Consider the following 12,566-nt stretch of genomic DNA (forward strand, 5'->3'; position numbering starts at 1 on the left):
AGGTGAATGAATCATGACTTGGGCCTTGCGTGATCTGAAAGCCAATAATGGCATCTGGGCTGGTGTCTTTATCGTTCTTGCGGTCGCCCAAATCCTGCTCTGTGCCATGAGCGTGAGCATGGGCGTCAACAGCTATTACCAAGGCCTATCGGTCAAGACCAGGGATCCTGCCAAGAGTCTGGCTTCGGCCCTGAGTTTGGTCTTCTTCACGGTCATTGTGCTCGGCTGCCTGGTGATCAAGCACACCCTGCAAGCATCAATTCGCCAACGTCGCCAGGGGCTGGCCCTTCTCTCGCTGCTGGGAGCTACGCCTAAGCAGATCCTGGTGCTCACGCTACTGCAGGTAATGATTTTGGCCCTGCTGGCCTCTCTTGTTGCTGCGGCTCTTTCGCCTGTACTGGCTGGAAGGATCCTCGATTGGTATTCCGCCGGGATGCGAAGGCCAGTGCATTTCGCTTTTACCTGGCACGGTTTTCCCAGGTCTGCTTTGACCGGTCTTGCTGTGGGCTTTGCCACGGCCATCTTGGCGACCAGCCTGACTTTGCGAGATTTGGCGAAGATGACACCCGTCCGGGTGGTGCGCCGTGCCGAGGAGAGTGAATCAGTCGAACGGCTCCGACATGGACGCGGTCTTGTGCCGCTTTTTCTTGGGTTGGCCTTGCTGCTATTGCCGTTGCCTGTTTTTGCCTATCTTTCGAGCAGCGGCCCCAGGTCATTGGATCCTAAGCAGGTCTCGGCGGTCCTTAATGCTGTTGGAAGTGGACCGCTGTTCGCCATTCTCTTGCTGCTGATCGCCCTGGCTCGCGCGGGCGAGCCGGTTATTGGCAGGGTCACTCAACTCTGGACGGCTCTGGTGCCGTCATCGTCTGCCGTCTGGCGAATAGCGCGTTCGCAGGCGGAGGCCAGAAGTCGAGACACGACATTTGGCTCTACGGTCATAGCGTTGACCGCCTGCATGTTTCTGGTCGGCGGTCTGCTGACTGCCGGAAGCACCAGTACCGTCGCTATGAACAAAGTACCGGGAATAGAGAACATCACATCAGGCGGAACCCTGGAGTTGCTCTATGGCTTCTGGGCAGCGCTGCTGATCGCCCTAGTCGGCGTGATCGCGGGGTTCACCATTGCTGCCCGGGATCGTGACCTGGATCTGGCACTCCTGTCAATTGCTGGTGCAAACCCGCAGCAGCTGACTGCTATATCCATATTGGACGGCACCATCGTGACGACCACAGGCATTATCATCGCAGCTGTCGGTACCGGACTGGTCGGGCTGAGTACGGCCCTGGTCTATTGCCCGCTTGTCCACAGTCTGTCCATAGTTTTTCCTTGGCGGTTCTTCCTTATATGCGGGTTGCCGATTATCGTCGTCGGCTCGCTGGCGACCATGCTGACGGCTCGGCCTGCATTGAGGCGCTCGCCCATAGCAATTCTGCAAGGCGCCATAGGCGAATGATCGACAGTGGGCTTTAATTGCTGAGCCCGATCTGTAATTGAGCGGTTTTGCCAAGCATCGATTCCGGCCAAGGCTGTGTGTGACCAATTGATCAAGGGGACAGTTCCTTGTCGTATTGACAACTGGTCAATACGACAAATACATGCTGGATGCTCAGAGACGGGTATCCCATTATGACAGGTCAATCTCTAGGTAGTTTAGTGCACGATCATCTATGAAGTGGATAAAAGTGCAAGCAAACTAGCGCCTTGATCGCAGTGATCGAGTATATCGGAACCAGTCTCAATCGCCGAGATACTCGATTGCATCATAGTGTTCGGTCATGGCTGCCAGTGGTCATCAAGGTAAGAATCATTCAGTTCTTGACACGTTTCTACACCAGGGGCCAGTCTGCGACGACATGAAGCTCTTCGTATTTAGACCAGCGACCTTCCAACCGTTGGTTTCGATATTTGCGCTTAGGCAGTGCTGAATTGCAGCCAGCCAAGTCGTCGAGCTCTTGATCGAGCCTGCTTAAGTCGAAATGCTTCCTCTTGATTCTCTTGACATCGCGCAGGAATTTTTGCGTATATCCAAACTCATTCATGATGGATGATGTCTTTCATGTTCTTTGCATCACCCGCGTGAGTGATCGGTAAAGCCTCAGCTTCCTCCATTCTCTGTCAAATTTTGAAAGTCGAGAGCGAAACGGAATGCCTCCTTCGCGCAGCGACAGAGAGAGGAACATATTAATCGCCTCAATGTGGAGCTTGACTACCGTCGATTGAGAAGATCATCATTTGGTATTTATTCCCAGGTTGTATGGTAACCATTCCAGTCTGCTTGACCGATGCTCTCGTTTTCTATTCCTGCCTGGTTGATTCTCTCCTGAGCCCTCGGGCGTGTGGCAGAGGATACATCCTGTCGTATGGGGGAAAGTCTGGATGAAACCAGGGATGCGAAATCAGAGATCGGGAGAGCGGATACTCCCAGCCGTTCGAGGGCCCTTCTGAATAGCGTAGGGAGCCGTCCGCCGAAGGGACGTCCAGGACACTATTCCATGCGCCCGTGGTCCTTGTCCTATGTTGTTGGGAAGCAGCTGTTCCGAAGGAAGGCGGTTTTCTGAGTTGCTGCTGCCGAGCATGGAATTACTGAGGGTGCCGTCGCTGGATATGAACCTCCAGGCGAACGGGGAGCCCAGCAGGAGCAGGCTGTGCTCGGGCTCAGTGAAGTCTTTTGTGGTTGAAGCATCGATGTCCAGTCCCACCAGGTTGACCATCTGCTGGTGGTTCATGGTCTTCAACCGTGCACTGCTGGTCTATGGTGATGCTTTTTGCTTTTCATTGGGCGATGAGTGTTTCGGAGGATTTGGATTTACTGATTCCTGAGGTTTCGCCGATATGCTTAAGGTTGCCTCTTGTGTTTTTGCCTGGGCTCGGCTGTGGTTTGTGTGGTTGGTGACTGGGCGGGGCTGTTGGAAGCTTGGGATGTGCTATTGGTTCCGCATGCTGATAGGCTTCCCAGCAGCAGGCAGATGATGGTGAGGGTGCATAATCTTTTATAGGAGCCTTCCGTGCCGTCTGCGACTTTGTACAAAAGTTATCAAAGTAGCGGGACCGGGTTTGCTGGTACTGGATTACAATAATAGGGCTTCCGTATTGGCGACTTCGACGATATGATTGTTTTACCCAGCAACTTCAGGGCCCGGGACTGCTTGCGGCTTCTGGCTATTTTGCTACATTACCTTGGTAGGAAGCGGGCGTATGACCGCATCTGTATAAGGAGCGGATGATGCCACTGTGCGTGTCAAGGAGCCTCTGGAAGCCCCTCATGATCTGGAGCTCTACGTTCGATTCTGTTTAATAGGATCTGAGCTTATTGTTTACAGACCGTCAGCCTCAATTCTCGATTGTGCCAGACTGTTCCGGCACCTGTCCAACAAGACCCTGTAATCCTAGATGACTCGTAGGATCACGTCGAGTTCGCAGACGATCTGGTACGGGTCTCCCTCGTATATGGTTTCAGCAGTCTGGTACTCCAACTGGTCGATCAGCTTCTATGCGGTCTCCCTCTTAGTGCGGTGTTCGATACGAGCGCTGTAGACTCCTGTTCTGGTCTTGTCGGCATGCTGCCAGTGGATGAGCTCATGCAGGAGCGTGCACCGTTTCTGCGTGTAGGTCATGCTCCGGTCGATGAGGATCATGTTGGAGAATGGAACCAATGGCAAAAGGCAAGCGAGGAGGAGATGCCATGGATGAACACGATCTGACGGAGTCCACAGGCATCCAATCAACGGGAAAGCAGCGGGGTAAACTCGGGCCAATCAAGGGTGAATCCGCGCAGGATCCGGCTGGCGAGGCCGATGCCGGGCCGAAGAATGGCGGCAGGCCCGGGCGGCGCACCATCGTGATCGCGGCCGTTGTGGCTGTCATCGTGATCGTCGTAGCTGTGGTCGCAGGGGTCTGGGTGTCCAGGCAGCGTCATGCCGATGCGCTTGAAGGCTGCGACCACGCCTACCAGGCGTACACGGCCAGCGCCGCCAAACAGCAGCACGAACAGGATGAGGTCAGAAAAATGCTCCAGGCCACGCCCGAGCAGAACGTGGCCGACCCCGCCGTCCGCAAGACGCTGGAGCAGGCCGTACGGAAGCCGGCCGGCCATACCGCTGCCACCTGCACGGCCGGTCAGGATACCGGGCAGCTGGACCGGAACAGGGACGGGCTGGCCAGGGCCGCCAGCATCAACAAGGGGCTCATCGGCCGGTACAGGGCCGCTGCTGCCAGAGTGCGGGCCTCCGTCAAGGCCAAGAGCCTGGCCGACGGGAAGAAGGGGCTGGAGGATGCCATCGGCTCAGCCTCCTCCCTGCTGGGCGGTTCGGATGGGAAGGTGGCGGACAATGCTACCAGGGATGCCTTGGTCAAGGCCATCGACGCCGTCAGGCAGGCCTGCGGCAGGAAGGATGTGACCGATCCGAAGACCTATGCGGATGCGAGGAGGAGCCTGGATGACGCTGTCAAGGCCGTCAACGACTCCATCAGCCGGAGGCAGGCCGCTGACGCGGCAGCAGCCGCGCAGGCAGCCGCACCCGCAGCCCCCGCCACGGGAGGCGCCGGAACCGGCTACAAGAGCAGCGGCCATGCGAGCGGCAACGGTGGCAGCCACCGGAGCACCAGTGGCGGCCACCGGAGCACTGGCGGCGGCCACCGGAGTACCAGTGGCGGTCGCTCAGGTGGTGGAGCCAGCAGACCTGCACCTACCCCGCAGAATCATCAACAGACATCAAATGACGATGGTTATGTGGAGTTGCATTTTTGCGGTACAAGCGACGGGAATGAGTTCACTCCCTGTTAGCTGTAAATAAACAATTGAAAGGACAAGGATGGAGAAGGTGTTGCATAAGACGCTGCGGGCGGTTCTAGCGCTCGTGGCTGCTGTAGCGGCCCTGGCCACCGGAACGATCACCGCTCATGCGGATTCTGGCCCTGGGCTGGTGCATGGGTATTACGTGTCTCCTATCTCCATGGGACCGCACTTTATAACCTCGCGAATCGCGGGCGTAGGTGTAATCGCAATGGATGGGGGCAACCCCGCTTATTGCATTCAGTTCGGAGAAGTGTCCCCGCGCATGCGGGGATGAGCCCTGAAACAGGAGGGATTGAACCCTTTTACTTGGGTGGATTTCAGAAGCAGGACGTTATCTTTTCGCGGAAATTGAGGAATTGAGTGTCGGGTGCTCTAAGGCTATCGGCATCCAGAACACCAGGCTCCTGTGCAAGAGCTGCCACCCGACTTGGCACACCTTCGCAATTCAACAGGACAAAGCTTTCAACCAGTTCATGCTTCAGAAAGACCGGGACGAGGAGGACAAGACCAATGACCGTGAACTCGTACACGGATTCGCGGGAGCTCCACATATCGACGCCAACGACATCGCATCGTTCAACACGGGCATAGCGGGCCCTGGAGATTACATGCTCAACACCAAAGGGCTGCTCAAGGCAAGCATGAGCAACGCCAATACGTTCGTGCTCGCAAGCGGCGACCTACTCATGCAGGGACGCCATGTGACCTTCGTCTCCTCAATCTCCGCGACTGTTGTTTCCGGCGCCCAGGGGGTGAAGAGGAACGACCCTGCCGTTTGCCCGTACTCAAGAGCGTCCAACGGTGTCGAGACGGCAGAGCTGAAGATTCTCCAGGAAGCCGCCATGCAGGGAACGCCAGCCGACCTCCGTATATCACAGAAGGGCCACATGATCGAAGGCGCAACCGTCTCGGATATGCCCCTGTACTGCATCCCGATCTCCGGCATCACTCCCGGCGCGCCCATCCCTCTCTGCAACCGCATACCCAGCATGTGGGATTCCGTAACCCGCACGGGTTGGACGCAGGCGGCACCTGGCGGATGGTGGCAGTGGGGAAAGACGGATGATCCCCACCTCTACGTCGCAAAATGGGGGAGCCACCTGGTGGAGCTCCGGAGTGTGATCGGCCGTACAGGTGGCCGGAAAAGCGGCTGGATGGTTGTCACCATACCGGCCGGCCAGCTATCGTCCGTCCGCACGGGTCTGGATGACCTCGAGCAGACGGAACGTCAGTCACCTCTACGCCGACCCGGACGGGACTCTGAGAGTGACGAACGACACCCTCACAGGGGCCGTCTTCGTCGACCTATTGATCCATGCAACATGGCTCATCTGAACAGGCCGGCTCTACCGTCCCAATACGATCAGATAGGAAATGTCAATGAGGGCACCCTTGTTGATGGGCTTGTTCATCCTGACGGCCAGCCACTTCACTCCCGGCACATAGTCGCAAGCGATCGCAGATGTTGTCGAGGAGTCTGCCCGATTCGACAGCATGACTGCCACGAAGTCGCGGGCCTGGTCGAACGACCTGCCGACAATCGCCTTGAGCTGAGGATCGTCGAACAACCTTGAGGATTCCGTCCCTTCAGGAGTCAACATCTTCCTGCCAGTACGCATGCGAGTTACGGAAACCCATTTCTACATGCTCATGATGGTGTTGGCCTGTTGCTTCTGTGCTTCTTTGAGGACATGGAGGTCGGGTGAGGCAGTAGCGTGCGGTGGTTTCGATGCTGGGATGGCCCGGGGCGCGGCTGACGACGGCCACGTCGACGCCGGTGGCGAGGGCCGTGGAATGGGCCCATGAGTGGCGGAGGTTGCGTCTGGGCGCGCAGGGCAGGCCGTGCTGGCGGCACCATGCGCGTTAGCGCCTGTCGACCTGGTACGGTTGAGGTCCCCGATGAGACAGCGTTTGCTTTTAATTTGGCGCAGCCGCATCACGGCGAACCAGGGAGGACCACGGTGCGTCTGCTCAGTTCGGCCTTGGGTTCGACGGTCAGTTCATGCCCGGGTACCCATCGCAGGCCGCGACAAATGTGGACGTGTCATGCGGTCAGGTTGATGTCTCTCTCCCCCCCCCCCCCCAAAAAAAAACCGCGGTCTCTTCGGTCCTGAGGCCGAGCGTCACTGAACAGATGAGCCAGGCCTCCAATGGGGGTGGCCATAGAAGTTCTAGAGGAATCGGTGGATCTGTCTGGCATCGAGGGCCTCCGGCTGGTATTCGGTTCGTATGAGGGGGTTTCATCTGGATGGTGGGGTCGCATTCGATTAGTCCCCAGCGCATGGCTTTGCCCAGGATGGAGCGGAACACAGCCCAGGCTTTCTGTGCTGCGCCTTCGCTGGGCATGCCGGCCATCCACAGTTCTATCCGCTAGGAGCTTACCTCGTCGAGCTCGGAGACTCCAAACTCCGGCAGATGGCCAGTAAGTAGCACGGTGTAGTTCTTTCAAGCTAGAAGTGCCTTATTGCAAGGAAAGTGCAGTTTCGCCCTTGTTTCGGGAGACCGGGATGGGGGCGTTTTTCTTGTTTTGGTGTGCTGTTTTTGCGCGGCTGGCTTGTGGTGGTATTGTGAAAACGATGTGATGCCGCGGTGTCTGCGGGTCGATTGTTAGTGGGGGTGGATATGTCTGGTGTTCGAAGGGGATTGTTGACAAGGCTCCCGGCTTTTGCTGTGGGTGCTGTGGCTTGTGTGGGGATGCTGGCGGCGTTGGGTCCGGTGGCGCCGGCTCGTGCGGATGGGGGCGGCGGCTCGTTGCCGCCTGCGGCTGCCCGTGCTGTCCGTGAGGCCAGGGCGAGGAAGGATCCGGCCCGGCTGGCTGCGGCTGCGAAGGCGGCCAGGCCGGTGGTGGAGCCTGTGGCGCCTGCGGCTGCTCGGTCGGCGGAGCCTGACGGGCTGGTGGCGTCGGGCGTGTGGGGGTCCAGCCCCTGGGAGTACCGGGTGGAGAACGGTCAACGGGTGCTGACCCTGCACGCCGGAATCATAGACAACACCTATTCCCCGGGCGAGTCGGCCTCCGAGCATCCGGTTGCTGATATGCTGCCGGACAAGGGGTCGGGCTTGTCCGTGATCCGCATCGACCCTGGCGTGGCGGCCGCATATGGTTATCACCTGTTCGCTGGGCTTCCCTCGCTGTTGAGGATCGAGGGCGGCGGCAACTTTGATGTCAGCAAGATCACGTCGACAGAAGCAATGTTCGAGGATGACGTGGCTTTGCAGAGCGTCGACGTGGGCGACTGGGACATGAGCAACGTGCACATCACGGCAGCGATGTTCAAGAACTGCCGGTCGCTCAGGAGCCTGGACGTGGGCAACTGGAATACGAGCAACGTCTTTCAGACGGGATATGGCGGTGAGGACCAGTATGACCGTGGCGATGGCCAGTACAACGAGGCTGACCCGATGCATGCAACGCGGGGGATGTTCGAGAACGATTCGATGCTGACTTTCCTGGACGTCGGCCGATGGGATGTGGGGAATTTATATAACGCGGCCGGGATGTTCAGGGGCGACACCTCGTTGCAGTATCTGGATGTCAGGGATTGGAACACGAAGACCCTCTCCTACACCGCTCATATGTTCGAGCATGATGCCATGCTGGATAATCTGGACCCAAGAGGCTGGGATCTGTCTAACATTCTGGGGATGGCCTACACGTTCAGGGATTGCGGGAGCCTGAAATCCATCACCCTCAGCCACCAAGCCAACCAGCAGACCGCCTTCGACTCCATGGTGTACATGTTCGCCGACGACGCTTCCCTGGTGAACGTCGACATGGACCATGATTATTTTGCTTCCTTGGAAGCTTTCGGGCACATGTTCGCCAATGATCCCGCCCTGGTATCGGTGAATATGAGCCACACTTCATGGCAGTCAGGCTACCGTATGGACTACATGTTCGCCGGGGACAGATCCCTGACGGACGTCAGTTTCCGCGGTGAGACTCCATGGATGGGGGACGGGATATACCCACCCGTCAGTTCGAAGCATATGTTCGACGGGGATTCATCCCTAGCCTATCTTGACCTCTCGACATTTTCCCGGACAGACTCTTGGGAGAATCCTCCCTACTGGCATGCCCCTTCTGAGGGCATGTTCGCGGGGGCTACGTCGCTTCATACGCTGGTGCTGCCACGCATAGCCTACCGTTGGATGGCGAATTCCGGCCTGCCGGATGTGCCGGCTGCGGGCAGCCGTGTGCCGGGGTCGTCGCAGGTTGTGGCTTCCTCCCGGTGGGTGGCCTTGAACGGGTCCGCGAAGGGTTCGATGTACACTTCGCAGCAGCTGATGGACATGGGCCCGCTCCCCGAGACGACGGTCTACCAGTGGGATATGAGGGACGCCTGATTCCCTGGTCCCTTTGTGTTCGGTCCCCCCCCCCCTGAGCGCCGTGTCCGCATGAGCGGTTCTTGGGGTTGGGACCGGCCGTTGTTTTGTGTCCGATGTGGGTGCGTGGCCGATGTCGTCGGGGGCAGGGAGATGCCGTGGGCCATCGACATGCAGACCACGGGGCCTGATTGGTGTGCGCGTGCTTCTGGCAGCCGTGGGACACGGTGGCAGGGGGATCCCTCCTGGAGGCGCGCAGGCCTCTGTCATCCGAAGGCATGTGTATTCCCGATGATGTCAGCCAGATGCCCGACAACCATCCCGGCTACGTGTCGGCCCCGGAGGACCGCCGCGAGCGCCTCACCATCCCCCTGCACCAGCGGCTCGACCAGGCCATCGACCGGAAACACCAACCCAATTGCGGCAAACACAAACAAGAACAGCTCAAAGCGCTACACCAACAAATTCGTCAAGAACCCACCATCATATGATACAGCGCCAGAGAAGCGGACATCATCTAGCTCGAACGCAAATACCACACTCACAACTCCTGAAGCCGGGCCACCAGATCCGCACGCTGCCTCGCCAAATCAGCAATATCATCATCAATCCTTCCGATCTGTGTTCGCAGGAGCTCAGGTGTCTCATCCGGCAGGAAGTTGGCACTCAATTTTCGGCCAGGATGTCCTTTTATCTGTCGAGAGAGTGCTGATAGCGCATGGCCGTGTCCACGTCCGCGTCCGTGTATCCCACTGCATCCATGAGTTCACTGACTGTGGCCCCTTCCGCAGCAAGCCAAGTCAATCCGGTATGCCTTAGTTTATAAAAACGGAGGTCAGGGCGGCCGGCCTGGTTCCGAGCCTGTGAGTACCAGGAGCGTGGTAAATTCGGGTGGACGGGTTTGGTGGGGCCTTCCCATTCCGGGAAAAGCCAAGCGATCTTCTCGGTTCGGACCTGGTCATCCAGGAACTGTTGGAGGAGCGGTAGCAGTTCCAGTAGTATCCGTTCGCTCCTGATGCTGTTGTCGGTCTTGGGCGTATCGGTGAGTCTCTCGTTATCCATGGTCCCCCTGCCTCGTCTGATGTGCAGGATGCTTGTTCCCGGGTCGATGTCCCGGCGTTGGAGGGCGCACACCTCGCCTATGCGTAGCCCGTCCCTGAATACGTCCAGGTAGATGCTTATCCGGTAGCGTTCCGGCATGGCGTCATAGATGGCCTTGACCTCTTCCGGTGTGGCCGGGATTGTGTTTGATTTTCTTTCTGGTTTCGGCAGTGAGTGTATGCGGGTATCAGAGGTGGTTCCCCTACAGGCCGGGCTGGCTGGTGGTCCGGAGGATGGATTTCAGGGCCTGCTGGTCGGGAGGCATGGAAGCCAGCCGCCGATTGATGCCGGCCTTCAGTGGCCGGCCTTTGAAGGTGCGTCCTTCAAATCAGGGATGTAGTAGTCGTTCATGGTGACACGTTGGGCGACCGCGCGGCTCTTTTTGACTGCAGCCGGTTCCCAGACGCCGGCGTCTATCCTCTTGCGTGCCTGGCTCAGCCAGGCCATAGCGTTATCCTCCATGCCGGGTCTGAAGATCTTGCTCTGCCGTATGGGCAGGCCGGGCCAGCGGCCGAAGGCATCGACCGGCGTAGGGTAGGATGCTGCCGAATGCCCTGGTACTTCCGATGCGTCTGTCCTATTAGAAACGATTTCAAACGGTTCGAGATCGAGTATGCGCTTCAACTCGGAAACGGCGGTAAATGGCGAAATTCCAACAAAAAGCCGCCTGGGATAACCCGGGCGGCTGTGTTTGAGTGGAGCTGCGGGGAATTGAACCCCGGTCCGGTGACCGCACCCTCAGTCTTCTACGTGCGTAGTCTGCTGGCCTTTGTGGCTATCTGTCTGCCCCCACCTGTGTCGCAGACAACCGGTGGCGGGCATAGCCGCAGTAAAAGTCCCCGAACCGCCCTGTGGCGCAGCAGTTCAGGCAAGTCTTCTTAATGACGCTCAGCATCCCCCCGAAGGCGAAGGGGAGTGAACGGAGCAGCTGCTCACTGGTTAATCCTGGCGCGAAGCTCAGGCAGCGAGAGCGAACTCAGTGCGGTTAGATTTAGCACTTGTTGTTTGCGGGAGGACATTAACGAGCGGACCCCCGCGTTCTCGGCACGCTTCCCTGCGACGAACAGGTCACCGTCGAAACCGATCAGCCCCAATCTTGAATTATCAAGCTCTGCCGGTGCCGTTGCGGACCAGCCTCGTCAGTATACAACAGATGGACGCTGCGGATATTCCCGCTTCTCCCTCGGCATTGAATTGAATCCCGATCATGCCACGGAGCCCAGTCGACTGGTGGCATAGTCGCTGAAGGCGTGCACCTCCTCCACGTCCTCGTGGAAGGCCTCCCGCTTGGTGTCGTTGAAGAGGAAGATGTTGAAGCGAGGCATGTCATCACCGGCAAAGGGGATGAAGCGCAGGCCGTCGCCAGGGTGTACGCCGGCCGAGGTGATCAGGCTGCAGACCAGGCCGGATGTGGTCACCATCTTCAGGGTCTCCACGTCGGAGACCTCAATCAGATGGCTGACTGGTTCAGACAGGCGAATCAGCCTTTGGGCGGCCTGGGCATGGACGAAATCGCGGTTGAGGGTGGCGAAAGGAACATCCCCGGGAAGCATGGACAGATCCTCGGGGTGCAGGCTGGTCATTCCCGCCGTACCCAGTCGGTCGACCATGGACTGGGTGCAGACCATGCCGAAGGGGAAGGAGGCCAGCTTGGTCGTCTCCACGCCATCCACGCTCAGCGACTCGTCGACGCTGGCCACCGCCCCGTAGTCCACGCGGTGGTTCTCTATCTGGCTCAGCAGCTTTTGGGACCCTATGGTTTCTACGGTCGTGTTCTTGTCTGGTTCATACTGCCCTTGCCGCCCTTGTTCCGAGCTCAGCAGCGATGAGATGATGGGTGGCAGTCCGATGGTGCGCCGTCGAATCCCGGTCCTCGCAGCCAAGGCCTCGGGCAGGGTGTTGATCAGGTCCAAGGCCTGGCCGATGTGGTCCACCACTGTTCTTCCGGATTGGGTGAGCTGCGTGCCGTCACCTGCGCCGAAGCGCTGCCTTTGGACCAGCCTGGTTCCCAGACGTTTTTCCAGTCTTCTGATGGCCTGTGAGACGGCAGGCTGGGAGATGCCCGCCTCCAACGCGACGTCGGTGAAACTGCCGTACCGGGCCAGCATGGTAAGCAGCTCGAGGTCGCGGACATTATCCATATAGGTCATGAGCCGCTTCCCTTGATTGGTGCTCAGATTATTGCTTATCCGTCAACTTTGGCGAAAAACTATTCACAACCACACTATCATCGTCACTTGGACTTGAGAAGATCGACACTTGAAAATATAGCCAGGGCCCGACTCATGACCGGGGTCCGGTCGCCACGATCATCTGTTATCAATCGTGCCGGCCGGACCCCAATTTC

Annotated in this window: 10 protein-coding genes and 1 other RNA gene; 5 read left to right on the forward strand and 6 right to left on the reverse strand. The window is 58.3% G+C overall.

Going from position 1 to position 12,566, the window contains the following annotated elements; genetic code table 11:
- Nucleotides 1–25 precede the first annotated feature (25 nt).
- Nucleotides 26–1,453, forward strand: a complete 1,428-nt coding sequence (locus H3S97_RS04055; RefSeq protein ID WP_198219729.1) for an FtsX-like permease family protein — start codon at nt 26–28, stop codon at nt 1,451–1,453.
- 373 nt (nt 1,454–1,826) lie between these two features.
- On the opposite strand, the gene H3S97_RS08585 is transcribed toward H3S97_RS04055, so the two are convergent.
- Together H3S97_RS08585 and H3S97_RS04065 are read right to left on the reverse strand one after the other, a co-directional pair.
- Nucleotides 1,827–2,039: a type II toxin-antitoxin system mRNA interferase toxin, RelE/StbE family gene (locus tag H3S97_RS08585; protein WP_198219730.1), complete on the reverse strand. Its 213-nt coding sequence runs from the start codon at nt 2,037–2,039 to the stop codon at nt 1,827–1,829.
- Nucleotides 2,040–2,396: 357 nt separating this feature from the next.
- Complete coding sequence (locus tag H3S97_RS04065) at nt 2,397–2,735, reverse strand: hypothetical protein (protein WP_198219731.1); 339 nt, start codon at nt 2,733–2,735, stop codon at nt 2,397–2,399.
- Nucleotides 2,736–3,682: 947 nt separating this feature from the next.
- Between H3S97_RS04065 and H3S97_RS04070 the strand changes: the two genes are divergently transcribed.
- The 4 genes from H3S97_RS04070 to H3S97_RS04085 all read left to right on the forward strand — a co-directional run bounded on the left by H3S97_RS04070 (nt 3,683) and on the right by H3S97_RS04085 (nt 9,609).
- Nucleotides 3,683–4,783, forward strand: coding sequence for a hypothetical protein (locus H3S97_RS04070; RefSeq protein ID WP_198219732.1), 1,101 nt, complete (start codon nt 3,683–3,685; stop codon nt 4,781–4,783).
- A 368-nt stretch (nt 4,784–5,151) separates the two neighbouring features.
- Nucleotides 5,152–6,369 carry a hypothetical protein gene (locus H3S97_RS04075; RefSeq protein ID WP_232356269.1) on the forward strand — a complete coding sequence of 406 codons (1,218 nt, stop codon included), beginning with the start codon at nt 5,152–5,154 and terminating at the stop codon, nt 6,367–6,369.
- 1,072 nt (nt 6,370–7,441) lie between these two features.
- Complete coding sequence (locus tag H3S97_RS04080; RefSeq protein ID WP_198219734.1) at nt 7,442–9,139, forward strand: BspA family leucine-rich repeat surface protein; 1,698 nt, start codon at nt 7,442–7,444, stop codon at nt 9,137–9,139.
- A gap of 257 nt (nt 9,140–9,396) precedes the next feature.
- The gene (locus tag H3S97_RS04085) at nt 9,397–9,609 is read left to right on the forward strand and encodes a hypothetical protein (protein WP_198219735.1); all 213 of its coding nucleotides are present in this window, start codon (nt 9,397–9,399) and stop codon (nt 9,607–9,609) included.
- Between the two features lie 199 nt (nt 9,610–9,808).
- On the opposite strand, the gene H3S97_RS04090 is transcribed toward H3S97_RS04085, so the two are convergent.
- From H3S97_RS04090 to H3S97_RS04105, 4 genes are all read right to left on the reverse strand, one after another.
- A complete protein-coding gene (locus H3S97_RS04090; RefSeq protein WP_332468271.1) occupies nt 9,809–10,399 on the reverse strand; it encodes a tyrosine-type recombinase/integrase in 591 nt (196 codons plus the stop codon).
- A gap of 114 nt (nt 10,400–10,513) precedes the next feature.
- The gene (locus H3S97_RS04095; protein WP_198219737.1) at nt 10,514–10,681 is read right to left on the reverse strand and encodes a hypothetical protein; all 168 of its coding nucleotides are present in this window, start codon (nt 10,679–10,681) and stop codon (nt 10,514–10,516) included.
- 231 nt (nt 10,682–10,912) lie between these two features.
- Nucleotides 10,913–11,311, reverse strand: a transfer-messenger RNA (tmRNA) gene (gene ssrA / locus H3S97_RS04100).
- A 113-nt stretch (nt 11,312–11,424) separates the two neighbouring features.
- A complete protein-coding gene (locus H3S97_RS04105) occupies nt 11,425–12,369 on the reverse strand; it encodes a LysR family transcriptional regulator (protein WP_198219738.1) in 945 nt (314 codons plus the stop codon).
- Nucleotides 12,370–12,566 lie beyond the last annotated feature (197 nt).

The organism is Bifidobacterium choladohabitans (assembly GCF_016102005.1).
GTDB lineage: Bacteria > Actinomycetota > Actinomycetes > Actinomycetales > Bifidobacteriaceae > Bombiscardovia > Bombiscardovia choladohabitans.